16 protein-coding genes and 1 riboswitch are annotated in these 15,926 nt (G+C 66.0%); of the genes, 6 read left to right on the forward strand and 10 right to left on the reverse strand.

The window, feature by feature from the left end:
* Positions 1 to 161 precede the first annotated feature (161 nt).
* Positions 162 to 2,546 (forward strand): autotransporter outer membrane beta-barrel domain-containing protein, encoded by a 2,385-nt coding sequence (locus tag D7Y61_RS04725; protein ID WP_180865308.1) that lies wholly within the window; start codon positions 162 to 164, stop codon positions 2,544 to 2,546.
* 122 nt (positions 2,547 to 2,668) lie between these two features.
* Here the strand turns inward: D7Y61_RS04725 and D7Y61_RS04730 are convergent, their stop codons facing one another.
* From D7Y61_RS04730 to D7Y61_RS22580, 5 genes are all read right to left on the reverse strand, one after another.
* Positions 2,669 to 3,130, reverse strand: a complete 462-nt coding sequence (locus D7Y61_RS04730) for a hypothetical protein (RefSeq protein WP_180865309.1) — start codon at positions 3,128 to 3,130, stop codon at positions 2,669 to 2,671.
* A 73-nt stretch (positions 3,131 to 3,203) separates the two neighbouring features.
* Positions 3,204 to 3,557 carry a hypothetical protein gene (locus D7Y61_RS04735; RefSeq protein WP_180865310.1) on the reverse strand — a complete coding sequence of 118 codons (354 nt, stop codon included), beginning with the start codon at positions 3,555 to 3,557 and terminating at the stop codon, positions 3,204 to 3,206.
* Positions 3,554 to 4,063, reverse strand: a complete 510-nt coding sequence (locus D7Y61_RS04740) for a fimbrial protein (protein ID WP_180865311.1) — start codon at positions 4,061 to 4,063, stop codon at positions 3,554 to 3,556. Before D7Y61_RS04740 ends, D7Y61_RS04735 begins: the two co-directional genes overlap by 4 nt.
* Before the next feature lie 31 nt (positions 4,064 to 4,094).
* Positions 4,095 to 6,587 carry a fimbria/pilus outer membrane usher protein gene (locus tag D7Y61_RS04745; RefSeq protein WP_180865312.1) on the reverse strand — a complete coding sequence of 831 codons (2,493 nt, stop codon included), beginning with the start codon at positions 6,585 to 6,587 and terminating at the stop codon, positions 4,095 to 4,097.
* A gap of 116 nt (positions 6,588 to 6,703) precedes the next feature.
* Positions 6,704 to 7,702: a fimbrial protein gene (locus D7Y61_RS22580; protein WP_258010235.1), complete on the reverse strand. Its 999-nt coding sequence runs from the start codon at positions 7,700 to 7,702 to the stop codon at positions 6,704 to 6,706.
* 211 nt (positions 7,703 to 7,913) lie between these two features.
* On the opposite strand from D7Y61_RS22580, the gene D7Y61_RS04755 reads away from it, so the two are divergent.
* The 3 genes from D7Y61_RS04755 to D7Y61_RS04765 are packed head-to-tail and all read left to right on the forward strand — an operon-like array spanning position 7,914 to position 9,630.
* Entirely contained in the window at positions 7,914 to 8,426 is a 513-nt protein-coding gene (locus tag D7Y61_RS04755; protein ID WP_180865313.1) for a fimbrial protein, read from the forward strand.
* A gap of 57 nt (positions 8,427 to 8,483) precedes the next feature.
* Positions 8,484 to 9,206, forward strand: a complete 723-nt coding sequence (locus D7Y61_RS04760) for a fimbrial biogenesis chaperone (RefSeq protein ID WP_180865314.1) — start codon at positions 8,484 to 8,486, stop codon at positions 9,204 to 9,206.
* 52 nt (positions 9,207 to 9,258) lie between these two features.
* On the forward strand, positions 9,259 to 9,630 hold the full coding sequence (locus tag D7Y61_RS04765; protein ID WP_180865315.1) for a DUF805 domain-containing protein: 372 nt from the start codon (positions 9,259 to 9,261) through the stop codon (positions 9,628 to 9,630).
* A 101-nt stretch (positions 9,631 to 9,731) separates the two neighbouring features.
* On the opposite strand, the gene thiL is transcribed toward D7Y61_RS04765, so the two are convergent.
* From thiL to D7Y61_RS04790, 5 genes are all read right to left on the reverse strand, one after another.
* Positions 9,732 to 10,694, reverse strand: coding sequence for a thiamine-phosphate kinase (gene thiL / locus D7Y61_RS04770; RefSeq protein WP_430543696.1), 963 nt, complete (start codon positions 10,692 to 10,694; stop codon positions 9,732 to 9,734).
* 125 nt (positions 10,695 to 10,819) lie between these two features.
* The gene (nusB, locus tag D7Y61_RS04775) at positions 10,820 to 11,299 is read right to left on the reverse strand and encodes a transcription antitermination factor NusB (RefSeq protein WP_005408062.1); all 480 of its coding nucleotides are present in this window, start codon (positions 11,297 to 11,299) and stop codon (positions 10,820 to 10,822) included.
* Positions 11,296 to 11,763, reverse strand: coding sequence for a 6,7-dimethyl-8-ribityllumazine synthase (ribH, locus tag D7Y61_RS04780; protein ID WP_005408061.1), 468 nt, complete (start codon positions 11,761 to 11,763; stop codon positions 11,296 to 11,298). The genes nusB and ribH overlap by 4 nt, the downstream gene beginning before the upstream one ends.
* 197 nt (positions 11,764 to 11,960) lie before the next feature.
* On the reverse strand, positions 11,961 to 13,061 hold the full coding sequence (ribB, locus tag D7Y61_RS04785; protein WP_180865316.1) for a 3,4-dihydroxy-2-butanone-4-phosphate synthase: 1,101 nt from the start codon (positions 13,059 to 13,061) through the stop codon (positions 11,961 to 11,963).
* Complete coding sequence (locus tag D7Y61_RS04790; protein ID WP_049411214.1) at positions 13,058 to 13,684, reverse strand: riboflavin synthase; 627 nt, start codon at positions 13,682 to 13,684, stop codon at positions 13,058 to 13,060. The genes ribB and D7Y61_RS04790 overlap by 4 nt, the downstream gene beginning before the upstream one ends.
* A gap of 74 nt (positions 13,685 to 13,758) precedes the next feature.
* Positions 13,759 to 13,904: riboswitch (FMN riboswitch) on the reverse strand.
* Positions 13,905 to 14,091: 187 nt separating this feature from the next.
* Between D7Y61_RS04790 and D7Y61_RS04795 the strand changes: the two genes are divergently transcribed.
* Positions 14,092 to 14,712 carry an outer membrane beta-barrel protein gene (locus D7Y61_RS04795; RefSeq protein WP_180865317.1) on the forward strand — a complete coding sequence of 207 codons (621 nt, stop codon included), beginning with the start codon at positions 14,092 to 14,094 and terminating at the stop codon, positions 14,710 to 14,712.
* Positions 14,713 to 14,863: 151 nt separating this feature from the next.
* Positions 14,864 to 15,757, forward strand: a complete 894-nt coding sequence (locus D7Y61_RS04800; protein ID WP_180865318.1) for a hypothetical protein — start codon at positions 14,864 to 14,866, stop codon at positions 15,755 to 15,757.
* Positions 15,758 to 15,926 lie beyond the last annotated feature (169 nt).

Here is a 15,926-nt window from a genome sequence, read left to right on the forward strand (position 1 = left end):
GGACCCCAGCCCCTGTGCCGGAACAATTCGAGTCGAAGTGGACACGCCCGGTCGTCTTTGGCATAGCATCGCCGAAAGGCCAAGTCCCCCCGGAAGCGAGGGGTCCCGGCCGATGACGCGGCTGTCCACACCAGACACATTCGTCCGATCAGGAGTGATCCATGCGCCGTCATTCTGCACGCCCCCAGCGCTATGCCATGCGCCCCCTCGCCCGCGGCCTGCTGTTGGCCCTGGCGGCGCTTACCGCAACACCCGTGCTGGCACGCGACCTGGATGGACAGTCGGCAACCGTGCGTGGGAGCACCGCGGTTGAAGCCTGGAACCTGATCAATGGCTCCTCTTTGACGGTTGACGGGGGCCGCACGGAGGGGATCAACAGCAGCGACTCGCTGGTGACGCTGCGCAATGGCCGCGTGGAAGCGCTGGCCAGTGGAACGACCGCCAGCATCGTGCTGCGCGGCACCTCGACACTGGACATGACCGGCAGCGCCCTGCATGACGGGCAGGTCGTGGTTGCAGACCTTTCTACGGCGCGTATCACCGGCAGTACACTGCATTCGGTGGGCGCCAGCTCGCGCCTCAGCGTGGGTATTTCCCTTGAGAGGTCGCCAAGCACATCCGATGCCGACAGCACGCTCATCGTCGATTCTTCCTTCGTGCGGGCCGAGGCCTCGCCAGGTGCAGTCAACCTGAGCAACGGCCACGCCGTGCGGCTGCAGCAGGGCACTGCCATCCTGCAGAACGGCACGCGGGTGGAGGGCGCAAACTCCGGCGTACTGCTGCTGGGTGGCACTTACAGCTCCTTGCTGGGCCAGCCAATTACCCTGCGCGTGGACAATGCCCAGGTTGCCTCGGACAACGGCGCCGCCATCTGGGTGGCGCCACGCAGGCTGGTGCGCTACGACATCACCATCGCCAACGGCTCGCAGCTGTCCGGCGGTGATGGCCATCTGCTGCTGGTGCGTCCTGATGGCGTAGCTACGAGTGAAGCCGAAGTCTCTTTCACCGTGGACGACGCCCGCCTGGCCGGTGACATCACCTTCGATACCGACCGCGTCAGCGGAAACCTGGATGTCGTGCTGCGCAACAAGGCGCAGATTGATGGGCGCTTCAATGGCGTCAGCACGGCCGACATCGGCAGCGACAGCACCTGGCTGATGACCGGCGACAGCACTGTCGGCCAGCTCACCCTCGGCGCCACCGGCACCATCGGTCTGGGCGATGGCACCACCTTCAACACGCTCACCGTGGATGAATTCACCGGTAGCGGCGGCACCCTGCTGTTCAACACCGTGCTGGGCGACGACACCTCGCTGACCGACACGCTGGTGATCAATGGAGATGCCAATGGCCAGGCCAACGTACGCGTGCTCAATGCCGGCGGTGCCGGTGCCAAGACCGATCGCGGCATCGAGCTGATCGACATCGGTGGCGCGTCCAACGCGCAGTTCGATCTGATCGGCCGCGCCGTCGGCGGGCAGTACGAGTACTTCCTGGTGAAGGACGCCAACGGCAACTGGTACCTGCGCTCGGAACTGGCCACGGCGCCGGACCCGTGCAAGATCGACCCGACCTTGCCGGACTGCACCCCCGTCACGCCAATCGACCCGGTTGATCCGATCACTCCGGTGCCAGTACTGCGCCCGGAGGCCGGTGCCTATCTGGCCAACCAGTTCGCGCTGGGCCAGCTGCTGCGCCACACCTGGCGCGACCGCCAGCGCGATGCGAGCGCTGCAGACGGCATCCGTGGCTGGGCCCGCGTGGATGCGAACCAGAGCAGGCTCGCTGCCGTGGAAGACCAGCTCGACCTGCGCGTGCACCGCTCGCGCCTGCAGATGGGTGCCGATCTGGGCGTGTTCGACGACGGCCGTGGCCGCGTGGGCGTGATGGGTTCGCTGGCGCAGTCCAGTGCCACCTCCCGCTCCGAGCTGACCGGTTACAGCGCCAAGGGCAATGTGGAGGGCGGCGCGCTGGGTGTATACGGCAGCTGGGCCAGCGATGCGCTGTATGTGGATGCCAGCGTGCAGCGCGGGCAGTTCCGCAACCGCGTGCAGGGCGAAGGCCTGGCCGAGGAACGCTACGACTCGCATATCTGGCAGAGCTCGGTGGAAGCCGGTTACCGCTTCGGCATCGGCCAGATCGGCAACACCGCGCTGAGCCTGCAGCCGGAACTGCAGCTGATCCATACCGATGCCAAGACCGACGTGCATACCGAAAGCAACGGCACCGTGGTGCGTGCCGCAGGCAACAGCGGCCTGTCCGGCCGCGCCGGCCTGCGCCTGCAGGGTGAATCGCGCTCGGCAGTGCGCGCCTCGGTCAGCCCGTATCTGGCGGCCAACTGGTACCGCGATGGTGCGGGCAATGGCATCGCCTTCGACGACGAGGTGCTGAAGGCCGGCATTCCGCGCAACCGCTATGAACTGAGTGCGGGCGCGCGCGTGGAATTCCGATCTGGCTTCAGCGCGTGGGGCGGGTTTGGCGTGATGCGGGGTGACAGTGGGTACCGCGAAGCCACGGGGAACCTGAGCATTGCGTACACGTGGTGATGTAGATGAAGCAACGGCGCCGGAGAAATCCGGCGCCGTTTTTGTTCTAGCCCGGCACGACCGGTGCACTTTGCTTGTTTGTAGAGTCGAGCCATGCTCGACTGCTCCTGACCTCAATCGCGCTAGAAGCAGCCGAGCGTGGGCTCGGCTCTACAGAAATCTTCGCGAAGCGTGCCCATGGCCAGCGGAACATCGTTGCGCAGGATCTGCGTGTGTACACCTGTTGACTCCGAATCCGGCGTAGGCGCCAGCTGCTCTGTCCGGTCTCCGGGATCGCTCGCATCACTGATGCTCAGATCCACGAAACCCAGCGCCTCACACAGCAGCTCCACCTCCACATCCACCTCAGCGGCGCTTTGGCCTGGGCTCGCAAGGTCAGCCATGGTGACATCGCGCAGCGTGACGGGCGGAGAAAGTATGTGGCAGGTCTCGGTCTGCATGCTTACATCGCCGGCCAGTTCATTGCTCAACTGCAGCGCAGGAAACCTGGCGAAGCTTGTTTCCACCGACCCCATCGAAACCCTACCCACGCCGGTCATCCTTCCGCCACGGGAGATGATCGCCATCTCCACCGACATGAACATCTAGCCGTTGCTCCATCCTGCCACGTCGGTAGGCCGCGCCATGTTCAATGGCCCACTGGATACCTCGCCCCGGCTATTGGCGAGCCGGTACTTGAATGCGATCAACGGCGACGTTGCGTGCCCAGCCGTAGGCGGGATAGGAGGCGCCGTCAATCTGCACATTGCGCACATAGATCAGGCCCGCCATCGTGGGCGTCAGCGTGATCGGGAAGGAGGGGTCGTTGGCACACTCCTTCAGACTGGTGGTGCCGGAATTACCTCGGAAGGGGTGGAGGACGACATCCGGACTGAGCTCGTTCGGTAAGGTGGCGATGATGCCAGCGATGCCGCGCGGATCGTTTGGTTTGCATGCATGCGCAGCCAGCGGCGCCATGGCAGGCAGCGCGACCAGCACGCCGCAGGGCAGGTCGCGCCCAGGCCACTTCATTCGTAATCCGCCGTCACCGTGATGTCGGCCTGCACCGCACCGGCCGTAATCGCGCCCAGCGTGGGCAGGTAGTAGCCGGCACGCAGCGCGTAGCTGGCCGTAGCACCGGTCACCACCACCTCGATGCCGGTGTCGCCATCTTTCAGATAGGTACTACCGGTGGTGCCGGCCAACAACGCGATGGATACGCCCTCGGCGGGATCAGTATCGGCCGTGTTCTTCCAGCGCGCGGCATCGCCATCGGCGGCGGTGCCGGAGAAGGACAATTTGGCCTTGGTGACGCCCACGCAGCCACTGAAATCCAGTCGTCCTGCCTTGATCTGGTTATCTCCTTGGCTCAGCTCATTGGCCTTGATCGGATCCAGCGTCATGGCGGGCGCATTCATCACACAGGTACCGGGCAGCACGCGCCCGCTGATGGTAAGGGTGGCGGTATCCGCCAGCACGGTGGGCGCGACGGCAACCAGTGCGACGAGGGTGGCGCTACGCAGGGCAACAACGTTCATGGGGAATCTCCTGTGAAAGGGAACGGCACGGTCAGGGCGTTGCGGGAACGGCGGCCTGCAGGCCGCGCAGGGGGGCAGCCAAGGGCACGCACAGCGCCTGGCTCCACGACAGGCCATAGCCATCGGGCGCATCAGGCATGCGGTATTCCAAACGGCAGCGCTGCGCGCCGTCCGGGTCGACAATCAATGCGCCGGCATCCTGTGCACCGCGCAACTGGATGACGCCGCCCTGCCCGACGGCGCCCTTGGGCGTGCCGGATTCGTCCTCCACCCGCGCGGCGAATGGCAGCGGCTGACCGAGTGCATCGGTGGCGTCGATGAACAGCGTGCGCTCACGGCGCGCGCCGAATTCCACGCGCACGATGCTGCCTGCGGTAGGCGCGAACCGCTGCGAGGTCTGCAGCAGATCCACCTCGATTGGCAGGCCGGACGGGTCCAGATCGATCTGGTTCCAGCGGTACGGACTGACGTGCGGCAGCAGCGCGTAGCCATTGCCTGACACGCGCACCTGGCCGCCATAGCCGACCCGCGCACCCTGCGCGCCATCAGCATGGATGAGTGCAAAGCCCTCCCCCACCGGCGGGCCCAGGTTCATGCCGCCGCGATGCAGGGCGACACTGCCGCTGGCACCCAGCGACAGGTTGCGGTAATCGCCGCTGCGGCTGTAGCCCGCGTTGAAGTTGCCACGGCTGCCCTGGTACGCGGCATAGGCGCTGGCATTGCCCTGGCTGCCGCCACCGTCGCTGGCCGACAGGCTGTAACTGAGCGCACGGTCTTCGCCCATCACGCCATTGACGCCCAGCTGCGCCGTTGTGCCGGTGGCGGCATGGCTGACCTGGCTGCTCAGCCGAGGCGTGCTGGGGCTGCGACCCAGTGGCAAGCTCAGGGTGAGCGCATAGCGCGTGTCCTGGCGCCCTTCGCCAATCTGGTAGCGCAGGGCGGAGAGGCCGATGTTGGCCATGCCCACCACGGTCTGCACGCCCAGCTGCATATCGTTCTGGCGCCGTGCGCTGTCCCAGTAACGGGTGTGGCCACCGCTGAGGTAGAGCGTGCTGCGCTGGCCGAGCTTCTGCGAGAAATTCATCTGGTAGCGCTGGCGGGCGCGGCTGGCATGGCCCCAGTCATCGCTGCGCACGCGTGCGAAATCACCCAGCGACAGGTAACCGCGGGTGCTGTAGCGGTAGGCGGCCAGACCGAAGTTGGTGCCACTGCGCGCCACGTAGCGCTGGTAGTTGATGCGGAAGCTGTTGCCGGTGACCGGCCCGGCATGCAGCGGCTGCGCGCGCGAATGGGTGATGTCGGCACCGAAGGCGCCTACCGGCGTATTCACCGCCGCACCAGCCAGCACAGATCGGTAATCTTCGCCCAGCTGCGCGCCGCCCAGTACAGTCAGGCGGTTGCTGATACCACGTGCGTAGGTGGCCTCGGCAAAGCGCAATTCGTCCCAGCGGTCGCTGGTGTCGCGCAGTTGGCCGACCGTGGCGCTGAAGCGGCTGGCACCTGGGCGCAACGCCTGCGGCACGGCGGAGAAGTTGACGTCGAAGCGCTGCTCGCGACCGTCGGGCTCGGTCACGGTCACTTCAAGATCACCACCGAAATGGGTGGGGTACAGATCCTCGATGACGAACGGACCCGGCGCCACCGTGGTTTCATGGATGACGTTGCCGTTCTGGCGGATGCGCACCACCGCGTTACCCTCGGCGATACCGCGCACCACCGGCGCGAAGCCCCGCAGCGAATCCGGCAGCATGCGTTCGTCGGTGGCTACGCGCAGGCCGGTGAAGGCCACGCTCTCGAACAGCTCGCCACCGGTGTTGCTTTCGCCCAGCAGCAGCTGGCTGTTCCACCCGGGCAGATCGCGCTGCAGGGTACTGCCGATAACATCATGGCGGCGGCCTTGCGTGCCGTGGCTGATGGACGCGCGATGACGCAGCCGCCAGGCGCCCAGGTTGAGGCCAGCGTTGACGCCGAGGTAGGTGCTGTCGCGGCCCCCGCTGCGGTTGTGGTTGAGGCTGTAATCGAAGAAGCCCGCCGTGATGCCACGATCGCGCTGGTCAGGCGCCACATAGCCACGCGCGCGACGCGCCTGCGCCGCCTGCGGCAGGCCGATGCGCAGTTGCAGCGTGCTGCTGTCCACCGCCACCGTGGCGCCCTCGATCAGGCGTGGCAGATCGACGCAGGCGTCGGAGTCATCATCCAGCTGGGCGAGGATGTCGTCCTTCAGATCCAGCCGCCGTGCCACTGCCGTGGGCAGGCATACCACGCCGTCGCGCACGCCGATGTCCACGTTGCCCTGGAAGCCATCGTTGACCAGCAGTTCCAGCGGATAGTCGCCATCGGGCAGTGGATTGCCGTGCGCATAGCGCTGCATGTCGATGACCTGGCCACCAATGAGGAAGCCATTGCTGAACTCGACATCATCGGCGGCGGCCGCAGCACTGGCGCTGTACAGCGCGAAGGCAATGGCGACAGAGAGGGCGCGGCATTGTGAGGCCGTTCGGGGTGGCGAGAAACGCGGAATCATGGGGATTGCCAGGTTGCAGCCCGCACAGGTGCGGGCATCGCGGCGAAGACTAGGCAGGCGTGTCGTGAACGCCTATCGAATTTATTGCGACTGCAGCAATTGAGCCGAGAACGACATCAGCGGTAATCGGCGGTGAGGACGGCTTCGCCCTTCACTACGCCCGGTACAAGCGGCTCGGCAACACGCAGATAGCGCGCGCTGAACGTCAACGGCTGATCGCCTTTGCTGGAGTAGCCATGGTTCCAACGTTGTCCGAACCGCATCGGCTGGCCGCCGCGCAGCAGCTGCACACGCACGCCTCCAGCATCGGCACCGGCGGCAGGTGTCAGTACGCTGCCGGCATTGGCTGCATCATTGGCATCGCCCATGCTCAGCGTCACATCGATGTTCGCGCTGGGGCAGGCCATCATCACATCGAACGCCAGCTCGCCTGAGGTGTCGTCGGGTTGCTGCAGAGACAGCGCTGCTGCAGGATCAAGCGCGATATCGCGCTGCACCAGTGAACAGGTGAGCGTTGGCACCGTGAAGCCCAGCGAGACGGGGTGCCGCAGACGCTGGCCGGGATCGCTGTCAGGCCAGGTTTCGATCGTGCCGAGATGATGGTACGGGACACTCTCCATGGCGCCGCCCGGCAGGAAATACATGATGAGCACGCCGACATCGATGTCTGCCTCAGCGGGGAGGACTCCCGCATCGTGCCGGGCCACCCGGCCCGGGTGCAGCGGCGTCGAGCTGCCCAGGCCACCGCCTTGGACCTGATGCTGGATGCCGATGAGCATGGAGCGGTCGGGATCGTTGAAACGATAGGCCGCAAACACGGCACGCTCGTATGGGATGTCACGAACGTAGGTAAGCCCTGCAAGCGCGACATCCACCTGGAAGGAAACAGGGCCCGGCGGGCAGCGGTACGCCGCGCTGAGAAAGCCGCCCATGCCTCCGAACCGGTAGTCGGGACGGTCAACGTTGGGCACCGAGCGGTTTTCGTCCAGCACTTGATCGGCGCTGCTCAGACGCACGCACGCAGTGGCTTCGCTCATCGTTGCCAGCAGCAGAAGCGGGAGCAATGCGACAGCACGGCTGACAGCGCGGCGGTGCAGACGGAGAAGCGTCATCATGAGACTGTTCTTGGCCGAGTGGTAGGAGATGGGACGAAAGTCTAGAAATCTAGCTCCTCCGATCCCATACGATTTGTTGCAATTGCCCGCACCACGCCCGTTTTGCAACTAATTGCATTGGCGTCCTTGCTGCGCTCACGGAGACTCCGCGCTGCTGATCGGGCGCATGGCGTTCGCCGGCGCTCCTTTTCCGTAGTCCTGAGAGAATCCCATGTCGAACATCACCCATGCGCTGGGCGTGTGCCTGCTGCTTGCCTTTGCACCGTCTGCCCTCGCCGAGAAGCTGGAAATCACTGGCGAGATCATGCCGACCACCTGCGAGGTGAGCACTTCTTCCGGCACGATTACCGTAGCGATGGGCAAGGTCGAGCTGAGCTCGATCAATGCCGATACGCGCGCTGGCCAGAAGAACTTCAGCATCCTGCTGGACTGCTCCGGTGCTGGCACCGACCAGAACGTCGCGGTGCGTTTCGGCGGCACGTCGGACGGCTCCACCGGCAACCTCGCGCTGACGGGTGCTTCGACTGCCGGCAATGTGGGCGTGGCACTGTATGACGCTGCCGGCAATCATCAGAAGATCGGCGACGACCCGGTGCACTGGGTGACCATTCCCGCCGCGGGCAGTGGCCAGCTCGACTACAGCGCCTGGTATGCCTCGCCGAGCCAGAACGCCACTGCTGGCACCGCAAACGCCTCCGGCAGTTTCGTGGTGGTCTACAACTGAAGGCACAGCGGTTGCCGGCCATGATCGGCCGGCAACCGCGGGCAGAAGAGATGAACCATGAATCTTCCTAGAGCTTCCGGCCTCGTCCTGTTGCTGGCGGGCCTGCTGTCAGGCCCCGCTCACGCCGCCGTGACCCTGCAGGGCACGCGCATCGTGCATGACGCAGGCAAGGCCCGCGATGTGACCGTGCAGGCCAGCAACCGGGGCGAACAGGCCGCGATGGTGCAGGTGTGGATCGACAACGGCGACAGCCACGCCCGCCCCGAGCACGTGCGCACGCCGTTCCGGCTGACCCCGGCCGAACCACGCCTGCTGCAGGCCCACCAAGGTCAAGCGTTCCGCATCACCTATGCGCCACGACCTGGTGACGCGCCGCTGCCGGACGATCGCGAATCGGTTTTCTACTTCAACCTGCTGGATATTCCGCCCAAGCCCAAGGATGCGGCGGACAAGAACCTGCTTCAGTTTGCGGTGCGCACGCGGGTGAAGCTGTTCCATCGGCCGGCGGGACTGCCGGGCGAGGCACGCGATGCGGCTGCAGCCTTGCAGTGGTCGGCTGAGGGCCATGCCTTGCAGGTGCGCAACCCCAGCGCGTACCACGTGACGCTGAGCACGCTGACCTTGGCCGATGGCCACAAGGTGGACGTGGATATGATCGCGCCGGGCACGCAGGTGAGGTTGCCCTTGCCTGCTGGCGTGGCGATGCCGGCCACGGTGAAGTTCCAGTGGCTGGATGACTACGGCTCGCCGCGCGATGCCGAAGCAAAGGTCGTTCATTGATTCAGACCGGGCGTGGGCTCGGCATTACACACAGAGAGAGAGAAGCACCCGCATGAAGAAGATGATGATGCCGCTGAAGCGCTACACGCAGTTCAACGGGCGCGCGAGCCGCAGCGAATTCTGGTGGTTCCAGTTGTTCATCGCGATCGTTTCGATCCCGTTGTACGTACTGGGCTTCATTGCCGGTTACACCGATTCGCAGGCCCTGGCGCTGGCATCGACCGGCCTGAGCGTGGTGATGTGGCTGATCTTTGTGCTGCCGACGCTTGCCGTCACCGTGCGCCGCCTGCACGACACGGACCGATCGGGCTGGTGGCTGCTGCTGGGCGTCGTCCCCATCGTGAGCCTGGTGCTGCTGGTGTTCCTGGTACTGCCCAGCACCCCGGGCGGCAATCGTTTCGGTGTGTCCGCACCGCGCGATTGATCGCGGCGGGTCACGCCCCGAATGGATCATGCGTGCCAACCAAGGTTGGCATCTACCAGGGCAACACAAAAACGCCGGGCGATGCCCGGCGTTCTCTTTGGTCAGGCGAAGTGCTGGTAACCGCCGCTGGCGGCTTCGCCATCCACCTGCACGCCCTGCCCTTCGGTGATGCGGCCGACGCGGGTCAGCGGCACATCCAGCGATTCGGACAGGTACAGCAGCGCGTCGCGCTGGTCGGCGGCGGCAGTGAAACACAGTTCGTAATCGTCACCACCGTGCAGCGCACACTCGCGGGCACCGTCGCGGCCGAGCAGGCCACGCAGCTCCGGCGAGATCGGCAGCACGTCGGCATCGATCTGCGCGGCCACGCCACTGCGTGCCGCGATGTGGCCCAGATCAGCCACCAGGCCATCGGACAGATCCACGGCGGCATGCGCGAAGGCACGCAGCCGCAGGCCCAAGGTCACGCGCGGCGTCGGCCGCAGCAGGCGCAGGCGCAGGGTTTCGTAGTCACCCAGCAGCGTGGCCGTGGCCACGTCCAGCGCGCCCTGCTGCCACAGCTTCAGTGCACCGGCGGCATCACCGATCGTGCCACTTACCCAGACGTCGTCGCCAACCTGCGCGCGGTCGCGGCGCAGGGCTTGGCCGCGGCCGACCTGGCCCATCGCGGTCACGGTCAGCGACAGCGGGCCACGCGTAGTGTCGCCGCCGATCAGGGCGATGTCGTGCTGGTCGGCCAGGGCGAAGAAGCCGTCGGCAAAGGCCTCGATCCAGTCTTCGGAAGTGTCCGGCAGTGACAGCGCCAGCGTGCACCACGCCGGGCGTGCGCCCATCGCGGCCAGGTCGGACAGGTTGACCGCCAGGGTCTTCCAGCCGATGTCGTAGGCCGGGGTTTCCACCGGGAAGTGCACGCCGCTGTTGAGCGTGTCGGCAGTGACCACCAGTTGCTCATTGGCACGCGGCTGCAGCAGCGCAGCGTCGTCGCCGATGCCGAGCAGGATGTCGTCGCGCTCGAGGGTGCGGGCGCGGATGCGGTCGATGAGGGCGAATTCGGCCAGGGACATGGGGCGGTCTGCTGTTATGTAGAGCCGAGCCATGCTCGGCTGCAGTTCGATCACGCGCCGCAATGCCGGACGCAACCGTGCGCTGCACGGTGAGCCGAGCATGGCTCGGCTCTACAGGAATCGGGTCAGTGACCCGATTCGACCTTGCGCCATTCCACGGCGGCACGATCCAGCACGCCGTTGACGTAGGTATGGCCATGCTCGGAACCGAAGCGCTTGGCCGATTCGATGGCTTCGTTGATCACCACGCGGTACGGCACGTCCAGGCGGTAGCGCAGCTCGTACGCCGCCAGGCGCAGCACCGCGCGTTCGATCGCGTCCACCTCTTCGATGCCACGGTCCAGGTACGGGCCGAGCGCTTCGTCGATGTCGCGGCGGTTGTCGAGCACGCCGTGCAGCAGTGCTTCGAAGTACGCCAGGTCGGCGATTTCGCGGGCCTGCTCGTGGGCGAACTGGGCGATCAGCGACTGTGCGTTGCCGCCGGAGATCTGCCAGGCGTAGATGGCCTGCACGGCACGACGACGGGCGCGCGAGCGCAGCACCGGATCGACGCCATCGCGGCGGACGGGTTTACCGGAGGGCTTGCCCTGGGTGTTCTTGTTCATGGCAGCTGCTCCAGAAGATTGACCATTTCCAATGCGGCGAGCGCGACTTCCTCGCCCTTGTTGCCGTGGCTGCCGCCTGCGCGGGCCTCGGCGTCTTCAACGCGTTCCACCGCCAGCACGCCGTTCAGCACCGGCACGCCGAAATCCAGCTGCACGCGCATCAGGCCTTCGGCGCAGCGGTCGGCCACGTGTTCGTAGTGACGGGTATCGCCACGGATCACGCAGCCCAGGGTGAGGATGGCGGCGTGTTCGTGGGCGGCGGCCAGGCGCGCGGCCACCAGCGGCAGTTCCCAGGCACCCGGCACGCGGATCACGTCGATGTTGGCTTCGGTGATGCCGTTGCCGGCCAGGCTCTGGCGGGCGCCAGCGACCAGCGTGTCGGTGATGCGGGCATTCCAGCGGCTGGCCAGGATGGCAAAGCGCGCCGATTCGGGAGTGCGAAGATCGCCTTCGAAGTGGCTCATATGCGGCTTGGGGACTCGATAAGGGGGTAATTCTAGCGTGGATGGGCCCCGGCCGTGATCGGCGGGGGCCTTCAAGGGGCTTTCTGTAGAGCCGAGCCATGCTCGGCTGCTCTCTGCCGCCGGACTGCCCTCCGCGCTGCGCGCGCAAGCCGAGCATGGCTCGGCTCTACAGGGGCCTCATGGCCGGCGCGCGGGCCTCAGCAGCCCACCGTCTCTACCACTTCCAGGCCGTACCCGGCCAGGCCGATCTGGCGGCGCGGGGTGCCCAGCACGCGCAGCTTGCCCAGGCCCAGGTCGGACAGGATCTGCGCGCCGGCACCGTTGCGGCGCCACTGGCTCACGTCCTTGTCCTTGCCCGGCACCACCGGCGCCGGCTGCTGGCGCAGGCGGGCCAGCAGGGCTTCACCGTCGCGCGGGGCCTGCAGCACCACCATCACGCCGGTGCCTTCGGCATCGATCGCGCGCAGGGCATCGGTGGCGGCCACCCCGAAGTCGTCACGGCGCCAGTGCAGCAGGTCGGCCAGCGGGTTTTCCACCTGCACGCGCACCAGGGTTGGGGTTTCCGCATCCGGCGTGCCACGAACCAGCGCGAAATGCAGGTCGTGGGCGATGCGGTCGCGGTAGGTCACCAGCTTGAACGGGCCGAATTCGGTGGCGATCTCACGTTCATCGACGCGTTCAACGGTCTTCTCGGTGGCCAGGCGGTAGGCGATCAGGTCGGCGATGGAGCCCATCTTCAGACCGTGCTCGCGGGCGAACACTTCCAGTTCCGGGCGGCGTGCCATGCTGCCATCCGGGTTCAGGATCTCCACCAGCACGCCGGCCGGTTCCAGCCCGGCCAGCATGGCCATGTCCACGGCCGCCTCGGTGTGGCCGGCGCGGGTCAGCACGCCGCCCGGCTGAGCGATCAGCGGGAAGATGTGGCCCGGCTGGTGCAGGTCCGACGGCTTGGCGTTGGGCTTCACCGCGGTACGGATGGTGTGCGCGCGGTCATGCGCCGAGATGCCGGTGGTGACGCCCTCGGCGGCCTCGATGCTGACCGTGAAATTGGTCTGGAACTGCGCGGTATTGGCCTGCACCATCGGCGCCAGGCCGAGATCGGCGGCGCGGGTGCGGTTCAGCGGCAGGCACACCAGGCCACGGCCATGGGTGACCATGAAGTTGATGTCGCTGGCCTTGACCAGCTCGGCGGCCATGATCAGGTCGCCTTCGTTCTCGCGGTCTTCGTCATCGACGATGACCACCATGCGGCCCTGGCGGATGTCTTCCAGGATGTCCGGAATCGGGGCGAAATTCATGCGGCATCTCCCTGTGGGTGCTGACCGTTGGTCGGCACACTGATCAGCCGCTCCACATAGCGGGCGACCAGATCGATTTCAAGATTGACCGCGCTGCCCACGCCTGCGGCGGAGAAGGCGGTGTTGGCCACCGTGTGCGGGATCAGGGCGACTTCAAAACCTTCATCGTCCACTTCGTTGACGGTGAGGCTGACGCCGTCCACGCAGATCGAGCCCTTCTTGGCGATGTAGCGGCGCAGCGAGGCCGGCGCTGCGAAACGCCAACGCTGGGCACGCGCGTCTTCGTGGATGGACAGCACCTGGCCGAGGCCGTCGACGTGGCCGCTGACCAGATGGCCGCCGAGGCGGTCGGTCGGGCGCATGGCGCGTTCCAGGTTGATGACCGCACCCTCGCCCAGCTGGCCCAGCGTGGTCAGGCCCAGGGTCTCGGTGGAGGCATCGGCCTGGAAGCTGCTGGCGTCGAATGCGATGACGGTCAGGCAGACGCCGTTGATGGCAATGCTCTCGCCCATCTGCACGTTGTCGAACGGCAGATTCCCGACATTGAAGGTGAAGCGGACATCGCCGCCGATGGATTCGCGCGCAGCCAGACGGCCGACGCCTTCGATGATTCCAGTAAACAAGTAACGTTCTCCGCGGAAAGTGAGCGAAAAACGCCGCAAGGCAAACAGGCGCACGCAGGGCATGAGCCCTGTGGCACCGTCTTCTTTCATCCGGACTATGACCGTCGGCTCCGGCATTGGACCGGATCTGCTGACCCCCGGCCGTGGGCCGGGGCGCTCGCGGGCTCGTGCTTGCGCACCTACCGCCGGTGGGGAATTGCACCCCGCCCTGAAGACGTTTGTGTACCGGCGAACCGGCGTGCCCAGTGTAACAGCCCGGGCTGAACGGGGTCGGATGCCGCAGCTGTGACGGCGGTCGCTCGTAATTTGTAAAACTTTCATTAAAATTTCGCCCCGGACGACATGAGGTCGCCACGGGCCGCCCGCTGGGCCGGCCCGCCAAAGGATTGAAATTCACAGGAATTCCCATGCGCAAGATGCTGATCGTGGCCGCCCTGCTGGCCGCCGCCCCGCTCTCGGCTTCGGCCGACGCTCTGAGCTACACCTACGTCGAAGGCGGTTGGACGCAGGTCAAGGTTGACGACAACGCACTGGACGACCCGAAGGTCGACGGCGGCTACCTGCGTGGCTCCGTGGCCATCGCCGAACAGGTCTACGTGTTCGGTGGCTGGTCGCGTACCAGCAAGACCAATCACTACGGCAATGATTCGCTGAAGCTGGAACTGAACCAGCCGGAGCTGGGCATCGGCTACCACATGCCGTGGACCGACCGCCTGGACTTCACCGCCGATGCCGCGTGGGTGCGCCAGAACGCCGAAGCCACCGTCCGATACGACGGCCTGCGTTTCAGCCAGAAGGATCACACCAACCTGGGCCGCGTGACCATGGGCATCCGTGGCAAGCCGTCGCGCATGACCGAAGGTTGGGTCAAGGCCGGTTACATGGACGGCGGCAACAACTTCAAGGGCACCTGGGTCGGCACCGTCGGCGGCCAGATCAACTTCACCAAGACCTGGGGTCTGGTGGGCGAGATCTCCGGCTACCGCGACGTCACCCAGTACTCGGCCGGCGTCCGCGCCAGCTTCTGATCCAACGATCGCTCCTCGTCGTGCGATCGAACGGGCCCCGCAAGGGGCCCGTTTTTTGTCCGCTGCACACCGTCACCTGGCTGCATCGCGCCATCGAAAGTGTGGGCAGATGCGCTAGGCTTGCGCGCCTCTGGAACAGGAAAACACCGTCATGAAGACCCCCACCCGTACCACCCGTACCCTTCTGGCCAGCGTGCTGCTGTGCGCCCCGCTGATTGCCAGCGCGGCACCGGCCCAACTGACGCCCGAGCAGGCCTTCGACCTGTATGCACGCGTGCTGCTGGAAGACGATGCGGCCGCCACGCGCACGCTCAACGATGCACTGAAGCCGGCCTTCGAAGGCCAGGATGCGGTGACCCCGACCCCGGGTGCGCTGGCCAAGGCCCTGGCCGAGCCGTGGCAGACCGTGCTGGCCAGCGCCGGTGACAAGACCGACGCTACCGCCGCAGAAGCGCTGTACGCCAAGGCCCTGCGCGATTCGAAGTGCCGCGCGACCAAGAGCGTGATCGAAGACAACGAATACGTTGAAGACCAGAAGCTGGCGCGCATCAGTTTCAGCTGCCAGGTGCCCGACCTGGGCAAGGTGCGCCCACTGTTCGCCGCCAGCCTGGCCGCCGATGCCAGCCCGGCCTCGCGCAGGCAGTTCACCGATACCTATACCCAGGCACTGCAGAGTGGCGCGCGCGTGCCGGTCAGCGGCACCTTCACCCTGTACCCGGCCAAGGACGATGGCTATTGGTACAGCGGCAATTTCGATGACCTGGTAGGCACCGTCGCCGGTGCACTGGCCCCGTTCGAGGACTGGATGCAGGACGCACAGGCGGCCAGCGCACCGAAAGTGACCGGCGTACCGGGCTGCGACCTGCTGCTGCAGCAGCACCGCGCCTGCGTTGCCAAGATCGCACCGGACCAGATCAGCGGCGTGGATGCGATGGCCGAGGAACTGAAGGCCAAAGCGCAGGTGCAATCGGCCGAGGAGATGAGGCAGGAGTGCAAGGCGCTGCGTCCGATGGCCGAAATGATGTGGACCGACGAATGCGCGTAAGCCGGTAAGCGGTAGCGCAGCTATCGTGGAGCAGAGGACCTGGGCAACCTTCACGACGCCTGAGAGGGGTCTGCCGGCGGAAGTGGCGTGCGGACGGCCGAGTATCCTCAATGCCACCCGGGCACGCGCTTGCAGTCCACCGCCATTCCGATTGCGCAAAGACAGGGTC

Source organism: Stenotrophomonas maltophilia, from assembly GCF_013464485.1.
GTDB classification, from domain to species: domain Bacteria; phylum Pseudomonadota; class Gammaproteobacteria; order Xanthomonadales; family Xanthomonadaceae; genus Stenotrophomonas; species Stenotrophomonas maltophilia_AW.